The 22,143-nt window shown below is 63.0% G+C and carries 23 protein-coding genes; 11 read left to right on the plus strand and 12 right to left on the minus strand.

The window, feature by feature from the left end; genetic code table 11:
* Nucleotides 1–69 precede the first annotated feature (69 nt).
* The 10 genes from GOB94_RS08810 to GOB94_RS08855 all read left to right on the plus strand — a co-directional run bounded on the left by GOB94_RS08810 (nucleotide 70) and on the right by GOB94_RS08855 (nucleotide 12,546).
* Entirely contained in the window at nucleotides 70–2,760 is a 2,691-nt protein-coding gene (locus GOB94_RS08810) for a TonB-dependent receptor (protein ID WP_182275586.1), read from the plus strand.
* 187 nt (nucleotides 2,761–2,947) lie between these two features.
* Nucleotides 2,948–3,121, plus strand: a complete 174-nt coding sequence (locus GOB94_RS08815) for a hypothetical protein (protein ID WP_182275587.1) — start codon at nucleotides 2,948–2,950, stop codon at nucleotides 3,119–3,121.
* A 229-nt stretch (nucleotides 3,122–3,350) separates the two neighbouring features.
* Nucleotides 3,351–5,903 (plus strand): zinc-dependent metalloprotease, encoded by a 2,553-nt coding sequence (locus tag GOB94_RS08820; RefSeq protein WP_182275588.1) that lies wholly within the window; start codon nucleotides 3,351–3,353, stop codon nucleotides 5,901–5,903.
* A 337-nt stretch (nucleotides 5,904–6,240) separates the two neighbouring features.
* A complete protein-coding gene (locus GOB94_RS08825) occupies nucleotides 6,241–7,077 on the plus strand; it encodes a gamma-glutamyl-gamma-aminobutyrate hydrolase family protein (protein ID WP_182275589.1) in 837 nt (278 codons plus the stop codon).
* A gap of 68 nt (nucleotides 7,078–7,145) precedes the next feature.
* Nucleotides 7,146–7,757, plus strand: coding sequence for a 16S rRNA (guanine(527)-N(7))-methyltransferase RsmG (rsmG, locus tag GOB94_RS08830; RefSeq protein ID WP_182275590.1), 612 nt, complete (start codon nucleotides 7,146–7,148; stop codon nucleotides 7,755–7,757).
* A gap of 145 nt (nucleotides 7,758–7,902) precedes the next feature.
* Nucleotides 7,903–8,811, plus strand: a complete 909-nt coding sequence (locus tag GOB94_RS08835) for a ParA family protein (protein WP_182275591.1) — start codon at nucleotides 7,903–7,905, stop codon at nucleotides 8,809–8,811.
* 57 nt (nucleotides 8,812–8,868) lie between these two features.
* Nucleotides 8,869–9,777, plus strand: coding sequence for a ParB/RepB/Spo0J family partition protein (locus tag GOB94_RS08840; RefSeq protein ID WP_182275592.1), 909 nt, complete (start codon nucleotides 8,869–8,871; stop codon nucleotides 9,775–9,777).
* A 102-nt stretch (nucleotides 9,778–9,879) separates the two neighbouring features.
* A complete protein-coding gene (locus GOB94_RS08845) occupies nucleotides 9,880–10,140 on the plus strand; it encodes a type II toxin-antitoxin system prevent-host-death family antitoxin (protein ID WP_220464897.1) in 261 nt (86 codons plus the stop codon).
* 103 nt (nucleotides 10,141–10,243) lie between these two features.
* Complete coding sequence (locus GOB94_RS08850) at nucleotides 10,244–11,650, plus strand: amidohydrolase family protein (RefSeq protein ID WP_182275594.1); 1,407 nt, start codon at nucleotides 10,244–10,246, stop codon at nucleotides 11,648–11,650.
* A gap of 128 nt (nucleotides 11,651–11,778) precedes the next feature.
* The gene (locus tag GOB94_RS08855) at nucleotides 11,779–12,546 is read left to right on the plus strand and encodes an isoprenylcysteine carboxylmethyltransferase family protein (protein ID WP_182275595.1); all 768 of its coding nucleotides are present in this window, start codon (nucleotides 11,779–11,781) and stop codon (nucleotides 12,544–12,546) included.
* Between the two features lie 204 nt (nucleotides 12,547–12,750).
* Here GOB94_RS08855 and GOB94_RS08860 read toward each other — a convergent pair whose 3' ends face one another.
* The 6 genes from GOB94_RS08860 to GOB94_RS08885 form a co-directional block, all read right to left on the minus strand.
* On the minus strand, nucleotides 12,751–13,047 hold the full coding sequence (locus tag GOB94_RS08860; RefSeq protein ID WP_182275596.1) for an HU family DNA-binding protein: 297 nt from the start codon (nucleotides 13,045–13,047) through the stop codon (nucleotides 12,751–12,753).
* A 276-nt stretch (nucleotides 13,048–13,323) separates the two neighbouring features.
* Nucleotides 13,324–14,043 (minus strand): DUF2461 domain-containing protein, encoded by a 720-nt coding sequence (locus GOB94_RS08865; RefSeq protein WP_182275597.1) that lies wholly within the window; start codon nucleotides 14,041–14,043, stop codon nucleotides 13,324–13,326.
* Between the two features lie 164 nt (nucleotides 14,044–14,207).
* On the minus strand, nucleotides 14,208–14,336 hold the full coding sequence (locus GOB94_RS16865) for a hypothetical protein (RefSeq protein ID WP_255483765.1): 129 nt from the start codon (nucleotides 14,334–14,336) through the stop codon (nucleotides 14,208–14,210).
* Between the two features lie 32 nt (nucleotides 14,337–14,368).
* Entirely contained in the window at nucleotides 14,369–14,968 is a 600-nt protein-coding gene (locus GOB94_RS08875) for a carboxypeptidase-like regulatory domain-containing protein (RefSeq protein ID WP_182275599.1), read from the minus strand.
* Nucleotides 14,969–15,211: 243 nt separating this feature from the next.
* Nucleotides 15,212–16,981, minus strand: a complete 1,770-nt coding sequence (locus GOB94_RS08880) for a M20/M25/M40 family metallo-hydrolase (RefSeq protein ID WP_255483767.1) — start codon at nucleotides 16,979–16,981, stop codon at nucleotides 15,212–15,214.
* A 167-nt stretch (nucleotides 16,982–17,148) separates the two neighbouring features.
* Nucleotides 17,149–17,460 (minus strand): hypothetical protein, encoded by a 312-nt coding sequence (locus tag GOB94_RS08885; protein ID WP_182275600.1) that lies wholly within the window; start codon nucleotides 17,458–17,460, stop codon nucleotides 17,149–17,151.
* 41 nt (nucleotides 17,461–17,501) lie between these two features.
* Here GOB94_RS08885 and GOB94_RS08890 point away from each other — a divergent pair, with 41 nt between their 5' ends.
* Complete coding sequence (locus GOB94_RS08890; protein WP_182275601.1) at nucleotides 17,502–18,353, plus strand: hypothetical protein; 852 nt, start codon at nucleotides 17,502–17,504, stop codon at nucleotides 18,351–18,353.
* Between the two features lie 123 nt (nucleotides 18,354–18,476).
* Here the strand turns inward: GOB94_RS08890 and GOB94_RS08895 are convergent, their stop codons facing one another.
* The 6 genes from GOB94_RS08895 to GOB94_RS16870 form a co-directional block, all read right to left on the minus strand.
* Entirely contained in the window at nucleotides 18,477–18,620 is a 144-nt protein-coding gene (locus GOB94_RS08895) for a hypothetical protein (protein ID WP_182275602.1), read from the minus strand.
* Nucleotides 18,607–19,176, minus strand: coding sequence for a Holliday junction branch migration protein RuvA (gene ruvA / locus GOB94_RS08900; RefSeq protein ID WP_346265615.1), 570 nt, complete (start codon nucleotides 19,174–19,176; stop codon nucleotides 18,607–18,609). Before ruvA ends, GOB94_RS08895 begins: the two co-directional genes overlap by 14 nt.
* Before the next feature lie 114 nt (nucleotides 19,177–19,290).
* Entirely contained in the window at nucleotides 19,291–19,497 is a 207-nt protein-coding gene (locus GOB94_RS08905; RefSeq protein WP_182275604.1) for a hypothetical protein, read from the minus strand.
* Nucleotides 19,498–19,646: 149 nt separating this feature from the next.
* The gene (locus GOB94_RS08910) at nucleotides 19,647–20,447 is read right to left on the minus strand and encodes a lysophospholipid acyltransferase family protein (protein ID WP_182275605.1); all 801 of its coding nucleotides are present in this window, start codon (nucleotides 20,445–20,447) and stop codon (nucleotides 19,647–19,649) included.
* Between the two features lie 149 nt (nucleotides 20,448–20,596).
* A complete protein-coding gene (locus GOB94_RS08915; protein WP_255483768.1) occupies nucleotides 20,597–21,742 on the minus strand; it encodes a Mur ligase family protein in 1,146 nt (381 codons plus the stop codon).
* A gap of 8 nt (nucleotides 21,743–21,750) precedes the next feature.
* Nucleotides 21,751–22,020 (minus strand): hypothetical protein, encoded by a 270-nt coding sequence (locus GOB94_RS16870; RefSeq protein WP_255483769.1) that lies wholly within the window; start codon nucleotides 22,018–22,020, stop codon nucleotides 21,751–21,753.
* Between the last annotated feature and the right edge of the window lie 123 nt (nucleotides 22,021–22,143).

Genomic DNA, 22,143 nt, shown 5'->3' on the forward strand with positions numbered 1-22,143 from the left:
CGATACCCTTTAACCTGACCACTCGTACACCCTTCGTCCACGTATTGAAACCGTTCAATTGAGATAAATATGCCCTCGACGCTATCTCCCCGCGCCCTTCGACGCACTGTCTATTTCGCCGTCTGCCTTGCCGTGCTCGCCGTGCCCACGCTTGTCCTCGCGGAGAACTCCGCCGCGCCCGCGCCGCAGCCCGGCATCGCCCAGACACCATCGCAGGCCATGGCGCGCTCCTCCGTCACCGGCACCGTGCAAGACCCCACCGCCGCCAGCGTCCCCGGAGCCACCGTCCAGCTCCTGCGCCCCGACGGCACCCTCGTCGGCACCACCACCACCGACAGCACGGGCCACTTCCAGTTCCCGCAGCCCGCCGCTGGCACCTACACCCTCACCATCACCCTCTCCGGCTTCGCTTCCCTCACCAAGTCGCTGCACATCGGCGCCGCTGCGCCCGCGCCGCTGGCCCTCACCATGGACCTCGCCAGCGTTGCCACCAACGTCAGCGTCTCGGCTGACTCCGACGCCCCCACCACCGACCCCGCCACCAACCAGGACGCCGCCACCGTCACCGCCGACGACATGAAGAACCTCCCCATCTTCGACGCCGACATCGTCTCAACGCTCTCCGCCTTCGTCTCCTCCGACGCCGCCGGGGAAGGCGGCACCGCCCTCATCGTCGACGGCGTCGAGACCCCCGCGCTCGACATCAGCCCCTCCGCCATCGCCAGCATCAGCGTCAACCAGGACCCCTACTCCGCGCAGTACCGCCATCCCGGCCGCGGCCAGGTTGAGATCGTCACCAAGCGCGCCGCCCAGCAGTTCCACGGCTCCGCCAGCTTCACCTTCCGCGACGCCGCGCTCGAAGGCACCAACTACTTCGCCCAGTCCAAGGCCCCCTCACAGCGCCGCATCTATGAGGGTTACGTCACCGGCCCCACCGGCCTCCACGGCACCGAGTTCCTCTTCTCCCTCACCCGCCGCGAGCAGGACACCTTCAACACCGTCGACGCCGTCACCCTGCCCACCGTGCAGGCCGCGCAGAACGTCGCCGCGCCCACCCGCTCCACCGCACTCACCATGAAGGTCCGCCGCCAGTTCAACGAGAACCACTCCGGCTTCCTTCTCTACCGTCTCTACGACGCCTCCAACATCAATCAGAACGTCGGCGGCCAGACCCTCGCCTCCGCCGGTTACAACAGCTACAACTACGACATGGACGTCGCCTACCACGACGACTACACCATCGGCGCCACCAAGCTGAACCAGTTCAATCTGCGCTTCGAGCGCAACCTCGACCGCACCGCCTCCGCCTTCCATGCCGCCCAGGTCCAGGTGCAGGGCGTCGCCACTTTCGGCAGCGCGCAGAACGACGTCTTCAACACCGAGTACAACCCCAACATCTCCGACCTCTTCAGCTGGACCGTCGCCTCGCACCTCCCGCAGCAGATCAAGTTCGGCGTCCAGATACCCAACCTCGGCCGCCGCATCCTCGAGGACAACACCAACCGCCAGGGCACCTACACCTTCGCCAGCGTCGCGGCATATCAGGCGGGCACACCCTCCACCTTCACCATTCAGCAGGGCCAGTCGCGCTTTGAGACCCTCTACTCGCAACCCGAAGCCTTCATCCTTGACCAGGTGCAGGTCACCCCGCGTCTCACCCTCACGCCCGGCCTGCGTTACGGCTTCCAGAACACGCTCTCCAACACCAAGAACGGCTTCGAGCCCCGCTTCACCGCGGCCTATGCCATCGACCCCAACCACGGCTTCGTCGCCCGCGCCGGTTCCGGCATCTACTTCCGCCAGGTCGGCCCCAACGTCGAGCAGAACCTCGCCCGCTACCAGAACGCCGCTGAGCGCAGCCTCGTCATCTCCAACCCCTGCTACGCCAACCCGACCACGCCCACTTGCCCCACGCTCACCACCCAGCCGCCCAGCCTCTTCCAGTTCGCGCCCGGCCTGCAGTCGCCAGTACAGGCTTACTTCGGCCTGAGCCTTGAGCACCAGGTCACCAAGACCGCCACCCTCACCGTCGGCTACAACGGCTCCCGCGGCTGGCACGCGCTGCGCACCATCGACATCAACGCACCGTTGCCGCCGTATCCCAACACCGTCCGGCCCAACCCCAACTACTCCCAGATCAACCAGCAGGACTCCGGTGGCTACCAGAAGTCCGACGATCTCTCCGTCAGCTTCCGCGGCCGCATCCACGATTACTTCGCCGGCTTCATGCAGTACGACTACCAGCACGCCGACTCCAACACCCAGTGGTCCACCTTCCAGCCCGAAGACCAGTACGACCCCAACGCCGAGTGGTCGCGCACCAACTACGACCAGCGCCAGCGCCTCTCGCTCTTCGGCACCCTCTACCCCGACAAGCCCGTCACCCTCGGCGTCGGCTTCTACGACTACACGCCGCTGCCCTACACCATCACCGACGGCACCGACCGCTTCGACCCCGGCCTCTACAACGCCCGCCCCGACGGCGTCCCCCGCAACAGCCTCAACGAAGCCGACTACCAGGACCTCCAGCTCCGCCTCGGCTACACCTACAAGTTCGCCCCGCTGCAGCACGTCAAGGCCGCCGAGGCCGGCGCGGTACCCGACTTCCAGACCATCGCCTTCTCGCTCTCCAGCTTCAACACCCTCAACCGCGTCAACTTCGGCAGCTACGACGGCGTAGAAGGCTCGCAGGACTTCATGCAGCCCACCAGTGCCAACAGCCCCCGCCGCCTACAGCTCTCCGCCGCCTACAACTTCTAACTCCTGCACAGACAGGTACCCCGACGCTTTAGCGTCGGGTCTCATAGGCAAATTAAAAAGAAAAGAGGGAGTTTTAACCCCCTCCCGCCCGGCGATATCTTCACATCCGCACCGCCCAATCCCTGCTACGCTTACCAACACACGCCCGCTCGGGCAATCCCTCACACTCATAGCAAGGAGAACCATCATGGGCATCCTCGAAGAAGCAGCCGGCGCATTCGCCGCCGTAGAAGCCGAAAAGAAACTCAACCCTGAGGGTGGCATACTCGCCGAAGGCACAGCCGCCGTCGCCGGCTTCGGTGGTATCGAAGCCATCGAAAACCTCCTCGAAAAGAAGGACGACACCCCCCAGCAGGGCTAAGCTCCTTCGTTCGTCCTAACCGGGAAAGGGTGGGTGCCATCGGCATCCACCCTTTTCTGCGTCCAACTCGTTTTGGCCTTACACTACACCGCGAAACTTTGCTCACTCTGCGAACTCTGCGTGAACGCTTTGCCTTTTTCCTGCTCCCGACTCCGCAACTTCGCTCACTCGCCCTGAGCGTTTCCGTACCTTCTTTTGCTTTTCGTCTCCTCACGCGCTACAAAAGTACATGCGTCCCTACAATCTTCTGTTGCTCGCCGCCCTCTGCGTCGCCCTCCCGACGCACGCCCAATCCCGCGAGACCGCCTCCGGGCCCATCCCCACCGTCACTGCAAAAACCGCCAGCATGAAGAACATCCCCGGCTTCGTCCCGCTCCACTGGGACGCCAAAACCGGCCACATCTTCCTCGAGATCCACCTCGACGCCTCCGGCAAATCGCCCGACCTCCTCTACACCACCTCGCTAGCCGCAGGTACCGGCTCCAACGATCTCGGCCTCGACCGCGGCAAGACCTCTCGCGGACTCGTCGTCCACTTTGAGCGCGTCGGCCCCAAGGTCCTCATGGTCGAGCCCAACCAGATGTTCCGCTCCGGCGTCGACGACCCCCTCGTCTCGCGGCCCGTCAACGAGTCCTTCCCCGCCTCCATCCTCTACGGCTTCACGGTTGCCGCCGATGACGACGCCGGCACCATCCTCGTCGACGCCACCGACTTTCTCCTGCACGACAACTTCGGTGTCACCGAAGCCATCACCCGCATGAAGCAGGGCACCTATAAGGTCGATGCCACCCGCTCCGCCATCGACCTCCAGAACACCAAGGCCTTCCCTGAAAACTCCGTCGTCGAGTCGGTCCTCACCCTCACCACCGAAGGTGTCCCCGGCCGGTGGGTCCGCGACACCGCCCCTGACCCCCGCTCCGTCACCATTCGCGAACGCACCAGCTTCGTGCAGCTTCCGCCGCTCGACGGCTCCTTCGTCCCGCGCCGCTTCAACCCCAACGCCGGCTACTTCGACTTCGCCTACCGCGACTACAACGTCCCGCTCGGCGACGACATGACCCAGCGCTTCATCGAGCGCCACCGCCTCATCAAGAAAGACCCCAACTGCAAGACCGCCTGCGTCGCCGTCAAACCCATCCAGTACTACGTCGACAACGGCGCACCTGAACCCATCCGCTCCGCCCTGCTTGAAGGCGCCCGCTGGTGGGACCAGGCCTTCCAGGCCGCCGGCTGGGCCCCCGGCACCTTTAAAGTCGACATCCTCCCGCAGGGCGCTGACCCCATGGACGTCCGTTACAACATCATCCAGTGGGTCCACCGCTACACCCGCGGCTGGAGCTACGGCGCCACCATCTCCGACCCCCGCACCGGCGAGATCCTCAAAGGCAATGTCACCCTCGGCTCCCTCCGCGGCCGCCAGGACTACATGATCGCCGAAGCACTCCTCAGCCCTTACAAGGATTTGTCATCCCGCAGCGCAGCGGAGGGATCTGCTTCACCGGACCCGGCGAAGGACCCCATGTTGCAACTCGTCCTGCAACGCATCCGCCAGCTCGCCGCGCATGAGACCGGCCACACCCTTGGCCTCGCGCACAACTTCGCCGCCTCCACCTACACCCCCAACGACCACGAACACACCCTCAGCGTCATGGAGTACCCGCACCCCTGGGTCACCCTCGACGCCAATGGCAAGATCGACATCGCCCACGCCTACCCCGTCGGCATCGGCATCTGGGACAAGACCTCCATCGACTACGGCTACCGCGAGTTCGACAAGAACGGCCACCCCGTCGAAGACGAAGCCGCCCTCAGCAAGATCCTCGCTGACTCCCAGAAGACCGGCATGGTCTTCCTCACCGACCAGGATGCCCGCCCCTTCAGCTCCGCCTCGCCCATCGACCACCTCTGGGACAACGGCAGCGACCTTCCCGCCGAACTCGACCGTGTACTCGCCGTCCGCGCCGCCGCACTGAAGAACTTCGGCGAGAACAACATCAAGCCCGGCGAGCCGCTCGCTCACCTCGAAGACGTCCTCGTCCCGCTCTATCTCTTCCACCGCTACCAGACCGAGGCCACCATCAAGATGATCGGCGGCCTCGACTACCGCTACAACATGCGCGGCGACGGCCAACTGCTCCCGCAGATCGTCGACCCCGCCAAACAAAAGGCTGCGCTCACCGCCGTCCTGCAAACGCTCACGCCGCAGACTCTCACTCTGCCTGAGTCCATCCTCAAGCTCCTGCCGCCACCGCCGCCCGGCTACCCACGTAACCTGGAGTCCTTCCCCTCGCACACCGCGATGACCTTCGACCCCATCGCCACCGCCGAATCCGCCGCCGACCTCACCCTGCAAGTTCTCTTCGACCCCGCCCGCGCATCCCGCCTCATCGAGTACCACATGCGCGTCCCCCAGTCCCCCTCACTCCGCAGCGTGCTTGAGGCCGTCTCCAAAACCACAGCCGAGCGACCCGAAGGCGGCCACTCCATGACGAGCGAAGTCGAGCGCGCCGTCGAGTTCCGCGGCCTCGAGTGGATGCTCTCCCTCAGCATCAACAAGGAAGCCAGCAGCCAGGCCCGCGCCATCGCTCTCTCCCACATCGACGATCTCTACAAGCAGTGGACCACCGAGCCCATGCCCACCGATACCGCCGAAGCCATCCACCGCCGGGCCCTCATCGCCCGCATCGACGACTTCAAGCACGACCCCGAAAAGTTCGTAGCCGCCAAGCCCATCGAAGCCCCACCCGGCATGCCCATCGGCGACGACGGCGACGACTACTAACCTCAACCCAACCACTCTTCACAAAAATCACTCGCCGCAAACCCGCAACGGCTGCCTGCATTCACCGAGGCAGCCGTTGCGCAACTTAGCGTTAAACTTCGCGTACTTTGCGGGAAAGCTTTTCTCTTCCCTCCGAAAACATCCCCGCTACAATAGAAGTAGAGGCAAATCAATATCCTCTCGCAGCTCTTCTCCAAACAAGTACCCGGGCCATCAACCAATCCAGGCTCTCCACCAATAACCAATTTAGAATCAACACTATAACAAATACTCCCCTAACCCCAACCATTTCAATACTTTCGCTCAAAAGTACGGGAGGGGGGCCCACCCACAACGCATGAAGCCACGCATCGCCATCCCGGTCCCGACCACCACCGACCTCGCCTACAACCAGCGTTCCTGGCCCATGTACGCCGCTGCCATCCAGCAATCCGGCGGTGACCCGGTCGAGGTCCCGCTCACCCTCACCCCCACCGAGCGCACCGCCCTGCTCGCCACCACCCACGGCGTCCTGCTCACCGGCTCACCCGCGGACGTCAATCCCGACCTCTTCGGCGCCGAACTCGACCCGGCCACGAACCCAGCCGACCCCGCCCGCGAGGCCACCGACTTCGCCCTGCTCGACGACGCCATCCACCACGGCAAGCCTGCCCTCGGCATCTGCTACGGCGTCCAGTCCATGAACACGTGGCGCGGCGGCACCCTCGTCCAGGACCTCACACCGCTCCCGGTCAACCACTCCGCCGGCCCCACCGTCGCCATCGCGCACACTGCACTCATCGCGAAAGACTCCCTCCTCGGCACCCTGGTTGACCCCGCCGAGTGCATCGTACCCTCCGCCGAAGGCATCATCGCCGACCAGTTCTATCGCCTGCCCATCAACACCAGCCACCACCAGGCAGTAGCTCAGCCCGGCGACGCCCTCCGCATCGTCGCCCGCTGCCCCGACGATGCCGTCATCGAAGCCATCGAACTCGACCCAACTCTCGCCGACAAGATGTTCCACGTGGAACACCATGAAACAGGAGACCCCGAAACGTTCCACGTGGAACACTCCCGCTTCCTCCTCGGCATCCAGTGGCACCCCGAGCGCTCCTACGACATCTCCCCCACCAGCCGTAACCTCTTCGACCGCCTCGTCTCCGAATCCGCCAGACTCATCCCAACCGCCTAACCTCGTCATCGCTCCCGTGGCGAAACTTGGCTAACTTAGCGTACTTTGCGGGAGCGCCTTCTCTCACCATGCCTACACTCCCCGAATCCCGCCTCATCACCCTTCTCGCCCCCTACTTCGGCGATACCCCAGCCCCAGCAACGCTCTACCCGCAGCTCTCCACCTACCTCGACCTCCTCCTCAAGTGGAACGCCCGCACCAACCTCACCGCCATCCGTGATCCCGAGACCATCGTCCAGCGCCACTTCGGCGAAAGCCTCTTCACAGGCCTCCAACTTGCCTCGCGCCTCTCACCCGCAGCCACACTCCTCGACTTCGGCTCCGGAGCCGGCTTTCCCGGCCTCCCCATCCAGCTTCTGCTCCCCGAACTCCGCGTCACCCTCGGCGAGTCCCAGAACAAGAAGGCTACCTTCCTCCGCGAGGCCATCCGCACCCTCGCCCTCCCGCACACCGAAGTCTGGTCCGCCCGCATCGAGGAGATGCCCAGCGCCCGTCGCTTCGACGCCGTCACTCTCCGCGCCGTAGACCGCATGGACCTCGCCCTCATCGCTGCCCGCCCCCGCGTCGCGTCCGCCGGCTGGCTCATCACCCTGGCCGAATCCCCTTCTACCACCGCCTCAGACAACATACCGCTCCCCTCGCCATCCCACGGCTACATAACCCTCGAACATTGCCCCTAACCAGAATGTTCCACGTGGAACACTCCGTTCCTTTACTCCTCTATTCCCACACCCACTCCACACTTTCTCCACCGCTATCCTTACCAACCATGTTCCACGTGGAACACTCCATCCCTCCCATCTGCTAGCCTGAGACTCCATCATCATGCCCGAGTCCTCCAGCACTACTCCCGCCTCCAAGTCCAAGGTCATCGCCGTCGTCAACCAGAAAGGCGGCGTCGGCAAGACCACCACGGCCATCAACCTCGCCGCCGGCCTCGCCCTCGAAGGCCATAACACCCTGCTCATCGACATCGACCCCCAGGCCAACTCCACCGGCGGCCTCGGCTTCCGCCGCGATCCGGCCCTCGACGCCACCCGCATCAGCGTCTACGACCTCATGCTCGGCAGCGCCGCCACCTCCGACGCCATCCTCTCAACCGAGGTCGCCGGTCTCTCCCTCATCCCCGGCACCCGTAACATGATTGGTGCCAACATCGAGCTCGTCGCCGCAGAAGGCCGCGAAACCCGCCTCCGCGACGCCCTCGAGCCCATCCGCGCCGACTATCCCTTCATCCTCCTGGATTGCCCGCCCGCACTCGACCTCCTCACGCTCAACGCCCTTGTCGCGGCAGACACCCTTCTCGTCCCCATGCAGGCCGAGTACTTCGCCCTCGAAGGCGTCTCCGAACTCATCTCTACCCTCGAGCGCGTCACCGGCAGCTTCAACCCCGGTCTTTCGGTCGAGGGCGTCCTCCTCACCATGTTCGACGACCGCACCAACCTCTCCCAGGCCGTCCGCGACAACCTCCAGGGCTACTTCGGCGACAAGCTCCTCAAAACCACCATCCCCCGCAACGTCCGCCTCGCAGAGGCCCCCAGCCACGGCAAGCCCGTCCTGCTCTACGACCCCAAATCCCGGGGCGCCGAAGCCTACCGCGACCTCGCCGCCGAGATCCTCGAACGCAACGGCTACACCCCCAAACCCAAGATCGAAACCCCCAAACCCGAACCCAGCTTTAAGTCCCTGGAATCAGCCGGCCAGCCCAAACGCCGCTGGTTCAGCAAGTCCTAGCCCGATCACCTCGCATCTCGCCCCTAGCCTCTCCTATCTGTCTCTAAGGAACCAACTATGTCAACACCCGTAAAGCGTTCAGCCCTCGGCAAGGGTCTTGAATCCCTCCTCCCATCGCGTCCCGCAGTCGCGCCCACGGTCGTCGCCGTTGCCGAGCAGCCCGCCCCCACTGGCAAGCCGCTGGAGATCCCCCTCGACCTCATCGACCGCAACCCTTACCAGACGCGCACCCACTTCGACGAAGACAAGCTCACCGAGCTCGCCGCCTCTATCCAGGCCAGCGGGGTCGTCCAACCCATCGTCGTCCGCAAGGGAGAAGGTGACAGGTTTACCCTCATCACCGGCGAGCGCCGCCTCCTCGCCAGCAAGCAGGCAGGCAAGGCCACCATTCCAGCCATCGTCCGCGAGGTCTCCAACGTCCAGGCGATGGAGATGACCATCGTCGAGAACCTCCAGCGTGCCGACCTCAACCCCATGGAACAGGCGCACGCCTACCACCGCCTCAGCCGCGACTTCCACATGACCCAGGAGCAGATGGCCGAGCGCACCGGCAAGGACCGCGCCTCCGTCTCCAACTTCCTGCGCCTGCTGAAGCTGCCCGACCACGTCCAGCAGCTCGTCGCCACCGGAGAGCTCACCTTCGGCCACGCCCGCGCCCTCCTCGCGCTGGACTCACCCGAGGCCATCACCGCCGCCGCCCAGAAAGTCCTCGCCCTCAGCATGTCTGTCCGCGGCACCGAAACCTACGTCCAGGGCCTCATCAACCCCGACTCCAAGCCCAAGCCCACGGCCAAAGAGACCCCCGCGCAGGACCCCAACGTCCGCGAAGCCCAGGACATGCTCCGCCGCACCCTCGGCCTCAAAGTCACCATCGACGATAAACAGGGCCGCGGCAAAGTCATCATCGAATACTCCGGCGTAGAAGACTTCGACGCCATCCTTACCGCTTTAGGACAACAACCATAATCAATCGCGCATATCCTAATTCTTTAGGAGACAAGTGATCGGCACGATGTCTTTAGGATGGATACTGATCATAAGAGTGAAACACTCGAAGCGAGGCGCTTGATGACTGAATTGAATATCACGAGCGCGGAGTTCGATCACGATCCAGGCGCTGTCATGAAGGCCGCCGAACAGGGTCCAGTGTTTATCACTGAAGATGGAGTGCCTACCTATGTGGTCACGACCTTTGAGCACTATATGGATTCTTTAGCGAAGAGTGGCAGAATGGGAACCACATTGGCTGAGTTGGGGAGAGCGTTCGGCGGTCTTAATCTGGACACGGAATCTGAGAACGATCTTTCAGAACCCGCAGACTTCTCTTGACGCTGCGGTTTAGCGACCCACCCCGAAGAGTGCATGTTTCCCTGGCGCGATGCTCTACACTCAGGTATCCCGCATCGCATCTCGCTTCGCCACGAGGTCTCACATGCTGCGCATGTTCCGCATCTGCACCCCTCTCACCCTCTTCGCATTCGCCTCTACCCTCGCCTCCGCGCAATTCGTTTACAAACCAGCCGCACCGCGCACACTGCTCCGCGCCGGCCACGTGCTTGACGTCCACACCGGCAAGGAGACCGCCGGCGAAACGGTCATCATCGAAGGCGACCACATCGCCGGCCTCGCACCCACGGCATCCACACCCGCCAAGCCCGGAGACCGTGTCGTCGACCTCACCGGCTACACCGTCCTTCCCGGCCTCATCGACGTGCACACACACCTCACCATGGCCACCAACTTCGACCCTTACTTCGAGCTCACCATGACCCACGGCAAAGAGGCCATCCTCGGCGTCGAGAACGCCAAGGTCACCCTCGAAGCTGGCTTCACCACCGTCCGCAACGTAGGAGCCAACGGCTTCACAGACGTCTCTCTGCGCGACGAGATCAACGCCGGCCACATCCCGGGCCCGCACATGCAGGTCAGCGGCCCACCGCTCGGCATCACCGGCGGCCACATGGACGAGAACCTTCTCCCTGAGCAGTATCACGTCGTCGGCGAAGGCGTCGCCGACGGCATCCCCGCCGTGCAGCACATGGTCCGCCAGAACATCAAGTACGGTGCCGACCTCATCAAGATCGGCGCCTCCGGCGGCGTGCTCTCCAAGGGCGACGACCCGCAGGCATCGCAGTACACGCTTGAAGAGATGCAGGCCATCGTCGCCGACGCGCACCGCCTCGGCCGCAAGGTCGCCGCGCACGCCCACGGCGCGCAGGCCATCCTCTGGGCATCGGAAGCAGGCGTCGACTCCATCGAGCACGGCAGCTACCTCGACGACGCCGGCATCGCCATGATGCTCAAGCACGGCACCTACCTCGTCCCCACCGCCTACCTCATCGACTGGATACAGCAGTACGGCAACCTCCCCGCGCTCTACCAGCAGAAGATGAAGGACGTCTCCGCCGTCGAAAAGCAGAACGCCATCAAGGCCATCAAGGCGGGCGTCAAAATCGCCTGCGGTACAGATGCAGCGGTCTACCCACACGGCCTCAACGCGCATGAGCTTGATGTCTACGTGAACCAGTTCGGCATGACCCCGCTCGCCGCCATCCAGACTGCCACCCTCAACGCCGCCGACCTCATGGGCTGGACCGCGCACGTCGGCTCACTCGACACCGGCAAGTGGGCCGACGTCATCGCCGTCCAGGGCGACCCGCTCCACGACATCAAGCTCCTCCAGCACGTCCCCTTCGTCATGAAGTCCGGCGTCATCTACAAGGACGAAGCCCAACCCACCGCCGTCGACAAGCCGCAGCCCACGCAAGGTGGCTTCGGCGCAACCATCTCCACCGCCGCGCTCCCCAACCTGCCACCTATCTCGGAGAACAGCTTCTAGTTCTCTCTATCGCATCCATGAAAAGCTGTCATCTCGACCGAAGCAGGACGGCTTCATCGTCCTGCGAGGCGGAGAGACCCCTGTATTTTGCTAGGATCACCTCTAGACCAAAAGGGAAACCTCTCTAAATGCCCGCAACAAAGTTCGAGTACCGCTTCCGCTTCCTCATCCACGCCTTCATCTACTTGCTCGGCTTCGGGCTCATCCCCGTGCTCGACACCTACACGCCCGGCATCCTGCAGGCGCTCGGCGTCACAACACGCTCCACATGGCTGGTCATCTCCGCCCTCTTCGCGCACCAGCATCTGCTCACCTTCTCCAGCGCCACCATCGCCGTACTGCTTGTCGCCGTCGTCTTCATGGCATTGGCCGCATGGTTTCGCATCTGGGGATCAGCCTACGTCGGCATGAGCGTCGTTCAGTCTCCTACCCTGCAAGCCACCGGCCCTGGCGGCCGCGCCATGCTTGCCGACGGCCCCTACCGCCGCACCCGCAACCCGCTCTACCTCGGCATCCTTCTGCACACCTTCGCTCTCTCCATCCTCATGACGCCCGTCGGCGCCATCTTCACCCTCGCCCTCATCTGGATCTTCGAATTCCGTCTCGTCCTGGCCGAAGAACCCTTCCTCACAACGCAGTACGGCCAGCCCTATCGCGACTACATGGCTGCGGTTCCGCGCTTCCTGCCCGCACCCACGCCACAGGTCCCCTCCGCGGGCGACAAGCTTCACTGGCTGCAGGCCGTCCTCGGCGAAGTCTACTTCCTCGGCGCCACTCTCACGCTGCTCATCTTCGGCTGGAGCTTCAACGCCAATCCCATGCGCCGCGGCCTGCTCATCTCCCTCGGCATCGGGCTCATCGTCCGCGCCTTCCTCCCCAAACCTAAGCAGGACTAATCGCGTCTTCCTTCACCCACCCTCGCCACTGTGTCATCTCGACCGAAGCCAAACGGCTTCATCGTTTGGCGCAGCGGAGAGACCCCTGTATTTTGCCCATATCGCCACAAAAGCTCGATCTTCAGCCACACGCGCTCAATAAACACACAAAGGCCGCAGCAACGCCGCGGCCTTTGTGTTTGCCTCCGTAGAGAGCGTTGCCAGTTACTTCTTCGGCGGAGCGATCGTGTCCTTCGCGACCTTCGCCACGCGGAACTTCACCACGGTCTTCGCCTTGATCTTGATCGCCTCACCCGTCTGCGGGTTGCGGCCGATGCGCGCCTTGCGCTCTGCCTTCACCAGCTTGCCGATGCCGGGGATCGTGAACTCGCCGTTCTTCTTGGTCTCCTTCACTGCCGTCTCAGCCAGCAGCTCCAGAAAGCCAGCGGTCTGCTTGTTCGTCAGTTCGAGCTTCTCCGCCAGGTGGCGGACCAGTGCTGTCTTTGTCATTCCCTTAGCCATCGTATGTACTCCTTCGTTTCGCGTAGTTTTTTTTGAGTTGAGCATGGGCCTCAGCCCATCTCCCGCAACCTGCACCTCAGTGTCCCTCAGTGAGCTGCGCCTTGCTGACAAACACCAGTGTTCATGCGGGTGCGGAGAACCGCGCCGAGTTCAACCTTCAACTTTCTCGCAAGCTTTGTCAACGCCAAAACATCGAATTTCTTCGATATTCTTCGGTATTTTGTGGAATTTTACCGATCTTTCCCGTTTTTCTTCCCTTTTTGCCCTGTTTCACGACTAAAACAGCGCCTTCCGAGGTCGTCCTTCGCGCTCATCCACACCCGCCAGAATCGCCCCATTCAGCGCCTCCACCACCGGCGTCGCGGCCTTCATCCGCTTCACTACTTCACTCAACAGCGTCGGCTGCAGCGCCAGCTCCGCGGGCAGCCGCACACTCACGCCCCAGTTCTTCGCGCGCAGCAACTCATCTGCAGGATGCTCCGCAGCAAACCCCTTCGGCATCCGCGTCAGCGCATCGTCCCCACTCAACGACAGCCCATGGCCCTTCATCGCCGTCTTCAGCAGCTTCCGATACGCAGCATGGTTCTCCGCCATCCATGTCCTGATCTTCAGCAGCTGCTCGCGCTCCGGCATATACACACCCGCGGCCACCAGCACCTCCTGCGGATTGATGTGCATGTAATATCCGCCGCCCGACGTCTTCTCCATCCCACGCCGCGCCCACCACGCCGGAAGCTGCGTCTTGTATGGGGCCTTGTTCTTGCTGAACCGTGTGTCCCGATAGATCCGCATCGTGATCTTGTTCGCCGGCCTCACATGCTCCGGCGCAAACTCCACCAGCTTCGCATTGATCGCCTCCACAAACGCCAGCATCGGCGCCTTCAACGCGCGTTCGTACACATCGCGGCGCGCCTCGAACCACTCGCGGTCATTGTTCTTCTTCAGCCCGCGCAAAAACTTCATCGTCTCTTCGGTAAAGAAAACCTGTCCTGCCATAAAGCGTCGCTCTTCCGCTTTCGTTGTTGTCATTCCCGCTTGTTTGTCATTCCCGCAGGAAATCTGCGTTTCGTATGTACTACCCATGAAGTGTCATCTCGACCGAAGCCAAACATCTTTATCGTTTGGCGCAGCGGAGAGACCCGCTTCTCTACCACTGAAGCTTACTGGTCAGCCCGAGGCTGCATCGCATACGCCGTCTTGCGAGCGTCATCCTCCTGCTTGCCGCACGCCGGCTGCGCCATCGTCAGTTGCAGAGCGATCGTCCCTTTCGGCACGGTCTCCTTCGGCATTTTCATCACCGGAGCGCACGTCTTCGCAGCCTTCACCCATTCTCCGCCCACAGCAAATAGTCGACGCCCTCAAACCCCAGCAGCTTCGCATGGCCGTTCTTGTCCACAAACGTCGCACCGCTGTCGTTGCCTGCAACGCCTGCCTGGTTCACCTGAGTCAAAAACGCCGTGCCTGTTGTTGAGGCCTTGCCGTCTGCGTCCTTCACCACCACATCGAAGTACTTCGGCACCAGAGCCCGCGTCACATGGATGTCGATCCCCTTCGCGGTCCCGCCGGCCTTCACCTCAACGGCCTTCGCACCATCTTCCTTCTCGGCGGCAGGCGCGCCCGCGCCCGCATAGTAGCTCGTCAGCACCGGAGCGCTCTCCGTCGCCGGCCAGTCATAGTTCGCCACCACAAAGTACTTCCCTGGAGGCACCTGCAGCGTAAAGCTGCCATCGTCTCCCGTCAGCTCTTCGGGGTTGTCTACATCCACCGGCCCCTCTGCCGGAATCGCCGTCACCCACGCGCTCGCGATCACGCTGCCATCGGCCCCGGTCAGTTTGCCGGTCACGGTCCCATGCGGCCCATCCTGCGCTGCCATCACCCCACTCATCGCCAACACCCCGGCCAGCAACATCACTCGACGCATCGCTCTCAGCACCTCGCCTCCAGCATACAAGCCACCTCCTGACATCCGCATCAACAACCCTCAAACCAAAGTCGAACATTCCTCGCTGGGTGCTGGGTGCCCCATTCATGCCGACAGCTTCATCGTCGGCATGAGTGGGGTGACGCTCCATCCCCGCCACAAACAAAGCGCGGCGAAGACCCAGGTCTCCGCCGCATCATTTGTCTTTCTCTATCCTCTATCCCCTACTCTCTATCCCCTGCCTCACTTCGCATCCGGATACAGCCCCGGGATCGCCTCATTCAGCTTCTGCTCACTCTCCGGATGCGGAAACGGCTTTCTCGGCATCATCTCTTCGCGCTGGCTCGTGTTCCAAAGGAAGATCGCCTCCACAATCGCGCTCTGCTCCAGGTCGGCCTCATGCAGGCGGTCATAGGTGTCCATATCGCTATGGTGACTCCGGGTCTCATAGTCCATCGGGTCCTGTATGTACTGGAACCCCGGCAGCCCTACAGCGTCGAAGCTCAGGTGATCGGTGCCGCCCGTGTTGCGGTTCGTGATGGTGGTCACGCCCAGGTCCTTCAACGGTGCGATCCACTGCGCAAAGATCGGCCCAATCGCATAGTTGCCCTGCGTATACACGCCGCGCACCTTACCTGTGCCGTTGTCCAGGTTGTAGTAGGCATCCAGCGTCTCCCACTCCTTCGTCACCTTGATCGGAGGCAGCGCCGCGCGTGCGCCAAAACCACCGCCGCCACCCGCACCGCACTTCGGCAGCGTCGTGCCTTCGCCCGCGCCAAAGTGCTGGAAGACATACCCGCGCGAGCCGCACAGGCCCTCTTCTTCACCTGTCCACAGGGCAATGCGGATCGTCCGCTTCGGCTTCACATCCAGCGCCTTCAGGATGCGAACAGCCTCCATCGCGGCCACTGTGCCCGCGCCATTGTCCGTCGCGCCCGTACCCGCAATCCAGCTATCGAAGTGGCCACCCACCATCACCACCTGGTCCTTCAGCTTCGGGTCCGTGCCTGGGATCTCCGCAATCACGTCATACGCATGCACGTGGTCGCCCGTGAACTTCGTCTCGATGTTCACCTCCAGTTGCACCGGCACATGGTGCATCGCCAGCCGCGCCAGCCGGTTGTAGTGCTCAATCATCATCACGGCATTCGGAATCTTCACCGCATGGTCCGGGTCCTGCGCACCGCGTATCAGGTTCGCTCCGTTGTCGTCGAAGATGATGCCCGTCCCGCCGCCATCGCCACCATCGCGGCTCGGCGTAATAATCGCAGCGACGCCTTCATCCGTAAACAACTTCAACGCCTTCGCCCGCAGCGCGGCCAGCCGCGCACGAGCCGCCGGGTCGAACCCCGCCCGCGGCGCGCGCGGAGCCGCCGGCCCTTCCATCTCCTTCAACTCTTCATCCGTATAGCGGTGGAACAACGGCTCCGTAATGTCAGGCGTCGGCCGCATCGCACCCAGCAGCACAATCTTCCCCTTCAGCGTGCCCTGCAGCTTGTCCAGCTCGCTCTCGCTCGTCAGCGGAACATACACAATGTCCCCGGTCACCGGCCCATTCGTCGCCGGAGACCACGGCGCCGCCTGCATCCACAGCGGCTCTGGCTCCGGCGTAATCATCCGCGCCCACGTGTTGATCTGCTGCCACCCAAACCCAAAGTCGCCCCAGTCTTCCTTGTGCGCGTTCTGCAGCCCCATCTTCGTCAGCGTCGCAATCGCCCAGTCATACCCACGGTCCAGGTTCGGCGACCCCGTCAGCCGCGGCCCGATATCGTCCGCCAGCGCCCCGGCCAGGTCCATCACCTTGCCATGCTGCAGCCCCTCTTCACGAATCCGCTGGTACATCGCCATATCCAGCGTCTCGGTCGCAGGCTGCGGCCCGTAGTAGGAGGGAACTGGCTTGCCCTCGGCCACCGGCTCGGCCTTCTTCTTCTGCGCCACGGCACCCGCGCTCAACAGCGCGGCACAAACCATCAACGTGCTCACGCGGCACGTCACAACTTTCGAATCGAACATTGGAGGGGGTTCTCCTCACCACAGGTTGAAGTATGTAAGAAACAATACGACAACCCCACCCCAAAAGACGCACCTAAACGCGACTGCCCTACAGACAGTGCAATAAACCCATCCACCGCTAACCCCAATCCGCTGCGGATCTTAGCCCCAAAACCGGGGGGGAGGGGCTACGCGCGGGCCCGCTTCCGGGCCATCCGCTTCGCCCACTGCACGCCCAGAAACCCCAGCGCCAGCGCCCACACAATCAGCCCCACAGGCAGCCCGATCAGCCGGTACGTCAGCGCAAAGTTCGGCGTCTTCCCCGTCACGCTCATGTCGATCATGAACCCCACGATCGCCAGGAACGTCGCCATAAAGAACGCCACAAATCCCGCCGCTGTCCCCATCAGCAGCGACTGCGCCCAGCCCAGGTCTCCAAACGGAATCCCAAACAGCACGCCATCTCGTCTTGCCCGCTCAACGTCAGTCAACATCGCCATATCTAAAGAATACGCCTCCTCCAACACGCTAGAATAGTCAGATGGCCGATCTTCACCAGACCCACGCGCAGCCCGCCCTCATCGGCGCCGTCCAGGTCGCACACGATACCGAGGTCCGCCAGTCCCCCAACGGCGTCCGCTTCGCCACCTTCGGCGAAACTGGCCTCGACGCGCCCGACCTCGACCGCATCCTCGAAGCCGTCCCCGCAGCCATCGTCGCCGCACTCGAAGCCAACACCTACTACTTCGTCCCCGCCGCGCTCCGCGAGGACCCCTCGCGCAAGCCCGTCATGGTCGCCCCCACCTGGTCCGACGACCTCCACGACACCGCCATCTGCCACCGCAACGTCGAGCTCGGCTCCGGACGCCACGGCATCTTCATCTCCACCCGCCTGCTCAACGACCGCTTCGCCCTCAGCTTCGAGTTCTACATCAACGTCGCCCACGCCTTCGTCGACAAAGCCGGTGTCCCGCAGGCCTTCGCCGATCTCGCCTGGCAGCAGGCCCTCGACAACGCCCGCGGCGAAACCTCCCTCGACGCCTTCGAGTCCCGTAACCTCGCCTTCGGCCGCCCCGCCAATGCGATGCCCGACGAGCCGCCCACTCTACCCTCACGCCGCACCCGCGCCTTCGCGCAGCCCGCGCGCAGCCTCAACGCCAGCGCACCCATCGACGAGAAAGAGCGCAACGCCTACCTCGACGCTGCCTTCACGGACGCCATCGCGATCTACCTGCTCTCCCTCGCCATGGACTTCAACTACTCCGACCTCCGCGAGCGCGACTACCCCTTGCTCACCCCCGTCGCCTTAGCCGCGCGCCTCCGCCTCATCGCCGAACTCTTCCCACCCAACCCCCACTACGAGTTCGCCATCCGCTACCGCCGCCGCGCCTAGCCCAGATACTCCTATATTTATTCACTATTCTGATTCACCAATACCCTGTCATCTCGACCGGAGCATCGCGGCACTATCGCGATGCGCAGCGGAGAGACCTGCAGTTCGCAGCGGCGATGAACTCTAAGCCTGGTCCTTCATCTCCGCCAGCCGAGCGCTCTCCACCGCATACACCAGCCCCGTCCACGACCGCAGCGACACCGAGCTCCACCACCCCTCATAATCATTCGTGTTGAAGTGCGGAACCCACTCCTTACCGAACCGCACTCATCGCCGCGCGGAACAGCCGCTCGAAGTCCCCGGCAACACTCGCGTCCTTCACCGCCGCCTCCACCGCCTTCCGCGCCACCGGCCTCGCATACCCAAGGTTCACCAGGGCACTCAGCACATCCTCCGCCACCGCACCCAGCGAAGGCCGTGCATCCCCCGCCGGCACAAACCCGGCCATATCATCCAGCTTGTCCTTCAGCTCCAGCACCACGCGTTCGGCGGTCTTCTTTCCAATACCAGGAATCTTCGTCAGCGTCGCATGATCGCCCGCACGGATCGCTCCCACTAACCGCTCAGCATTGATGCCGCTCAACACCGTAATCGCCAGCTTTGGCCCAATGCCGCTGATCGTCAGCAGCTTCTCAAACAGCCGCTTCTCTGTCACTTCATAGAAGCCGAACAGCTGCAGCGCATCCTCGCGCACATGCGTATGCACATGCAGCCGGGCCTCCGCGCCCACCTCGCCCAGCTCGGTATACGTCGCCACCGAGATCAGCAGCTCATACCCCACCCCGCCGCAGTCAATGACCACGTAGCTGGGTATCTTGTACAAAATCTGTCCACGTAGATGCGCTATCACAACTGCGATTGTAGCGAAGCCCGCCTTAACGCAAACAGGCGAGACGCAATCGCATCTCGCCTGCCCCTCATTGCTTCCTCAAGTCAGTTACGCCTGCGCCGCCGGCACAAACCCATCGCACCCGCTGATCGCCGTCACCTTCAAGTGCAGCGGCGCGTGCTTCGGATGCCCGCACTCATCGATAAAACCCTCGTCGGCCTTCTTCGTCGACAGGATCGTCACCAGCACATCACTCTTGTGGCGCTCGCCAAAATGCCCGCACACCCCGCACTGCCCGTTATGGATCGCCTGCATAAAACCTCCTTGGCCGTACCCTCATGCACTTCCCAATTCGACTCCTCGACACCCCGCTCGGGTTGTCTTAGTACAGAAAGGTACACCCACCATAAACCTGCGTAAACCGCGACCAAAACAGTCGCAGACGCCACCCAGCTGCGACTCAATCAGTCTCGATGCTCCGCCACATACGTCGCATGGATCACCTGCTTCATCCGCTCAGTCAGCGCCTCGGCATCCTTTGTCGTCATCCCCGCAGTCGAAATCGGCTCGCCCACAATCAGCTTCACCGGCCGCGGCCGCAGCGCATACACGTGGATCGGCAGCAGCTCATAGGTCCCCACCAGCGTCAGCGGCACCAATGGCACCTGCGCTTTGATCGCAATAAACGCTGCCCCAGCCATCATCGCCTGCAACTGCCCATCCGCCGCGCGCCCACCCTCAGGAAACACCACCAGCGGCAGCCCATGCTCAATCGTCTTCACCCCGCGCATCAGGCTCGCAATCCCTGCACGCGCCGAGCTCTGGTCAATCGACACCTGTCCACTCCGCGTCAGGTACCACCCAATAAACGGGATCTTGAATAGCGGAGCCTTCGCAATAATCCTGAACTGAAACGGCAGCTTCGCAAACAGCGCCGGCGTGTCGTAGTAGCTCAGGTGGTTGCACGCATACACCGCCGCACCCACCTCTTTCAGCCGCTCGCGCCCCACCAGCCCCACCTTCGTAAACGCGCTCATCAGCAGCACCCGCGCCCACTGCCGCGCAATCCAGTGCTGCTGCTGCCCACTCTTGTCCCACAGCCCCGCAACCAGACTCAGCGTCCCAAAGAATATAGTCGCCAGCGCCACCAGTGGCACAATCACCAGGTAGTTCAGCCAGCGCAACGCGAACGGCACCGGCGGAACTTGCGCCACCTTGTGCGCCCCGCCACCCTCTGGGTTCAGTATCTTGTCGACTCCGAGCATCCTTCTTATGCTATCGCGCCCCGTAAGTCCCTTCTGTCAAGCCCAGGGCTTTTGCTTTTGTTCTTGCTTTTCTTTCTTCCATTCCGAGCAACGCGAGGAACCTGCTTCTCGCGCGCGAAGCGCGCGCCATCCGCCCTGGCAAAATGGACTCAATCCCCAAGCAAACCACTCTCCCGCAGCACTCCCCTCAACTCACCCACCAGAAACACCGACCCCGTCGCTACAATCACACCATCCTTCGGAGTCACCGCCCGCGCCACCTTAAGCGCTTCCGCCAACGAGCCAGCACCCACCGCCGGCACATCCATCGCCTTCGCCGCAGCCATCAATTCCTCCAGCGGCATCGCCCGCGGAGTATCAATCGGCGCCAGTACCACATGGTCACGCGCCCGCTCCGTGTCACCCGACGTCGCATCGAACAGCGGAAACAGCACCTGCGCCAGCTCCGTCAGTTGCTTGTCCTTCAAGCAGCTGAAGATCAGCGTCCGCGGCATCGCCTCCGGCAGTTGCGCCAGCGCCGCGCGCAGCGTCCAAGCCCCCGCAGGATTATGCGCCACATCTACCAGCAACGGCGCACTGTCCTCCAGCAAGATCCACTCCAGCCGCCCCGGCCAAACCGTAGCCTTCACGCCCTCTTCAATCGCTTCATTCGAGATCGCAACCCCATGGTTCGCGCGCAGCTCCAACGCCGCAGCAATCGCCAGCGCAATGTTCCGCTGCTGGTGCTGCCCCGCCAGCGGCGAATCCACCTCAATCACCTTCCCCTCAACCGAAAGCGAGTACCGGTTCCGCGCCAGCCGTCTCTCTATTCCCTGCTCCCCACTCCTTACTCCCTCGTCTCGCGCAGCGAGACACCTTACCGCATCCACCCCTCGCACATTTAGCCGCACGGCCATCTCGCCAATCGCCGCATTCGCCTCCGGATGTTGGCTCAGCGTCACCAGCACACCGTTCTCGCGCAGAATCCCCGCCTTCTCCATCGCAATCTCGCGCAGCGTATGCCCCAGGTACTCCATGTGGTCCATGCCGACATCGGTAATCACACTCACCACCGGCTCAACTGAGTTCGTCGCATCCAGCCGGCCGCCCAGTCCCACCTCCAACACCGCCAGCTCCACATCCATCTGCGCAAACCAGCAGAACGCCACCGCCGTCATGTACTCAAAGTAGCTCGGCACATGCGGCAACACTCCACGCTCCACCAGTGCCTCGGCAGCAGCATCCACCCGCGCAAATACGGCTCCAAACGCCGCATCGTCAATCTCGCGCAGCGCACCGTCTTCAGACGCACGCACGCGCTCATTCACCCTCTCCAAATGCGGAGACGTATATAGCCCGCCTTCACCCCCGCCGCATTCGCAATCGCGGCCAGCGTCGCCGCCGTCGAGCCCTTCCCATTCGTCCCCGCAATCAACACACTCTTGAACGTCGTCTGCGGATCGCCCAGCTCCCGCAACAACTCCTTGATGTGGTCCAGCGAAAACTTCCGCGCCACCGTCTGCCCACCCACGCGCACCGTGCGCATCTCCGGCCCCAGCGCTGCCAACCGCTCCATCGCCTGCTCGTACGTCATGCCTGTCCTTACCCTCTTACTCGCTGCCGTTTCGTCGTCGTTGCTGTTGTTCTTGCTTTTCTTTCTGTCATTCCGAGCGCAGCGAGGAACCTGCTTCCCACTTCTAGATGTCTCTCGAAGGGG

This window comes from Granulicella sp. 5B5 (assembly GCF_014083945.1).
Lineage (GTDB): Bacteria > Acidobacteriota > Terriglobia > Terriglobales > Acidobacteriaceae > Granulicella.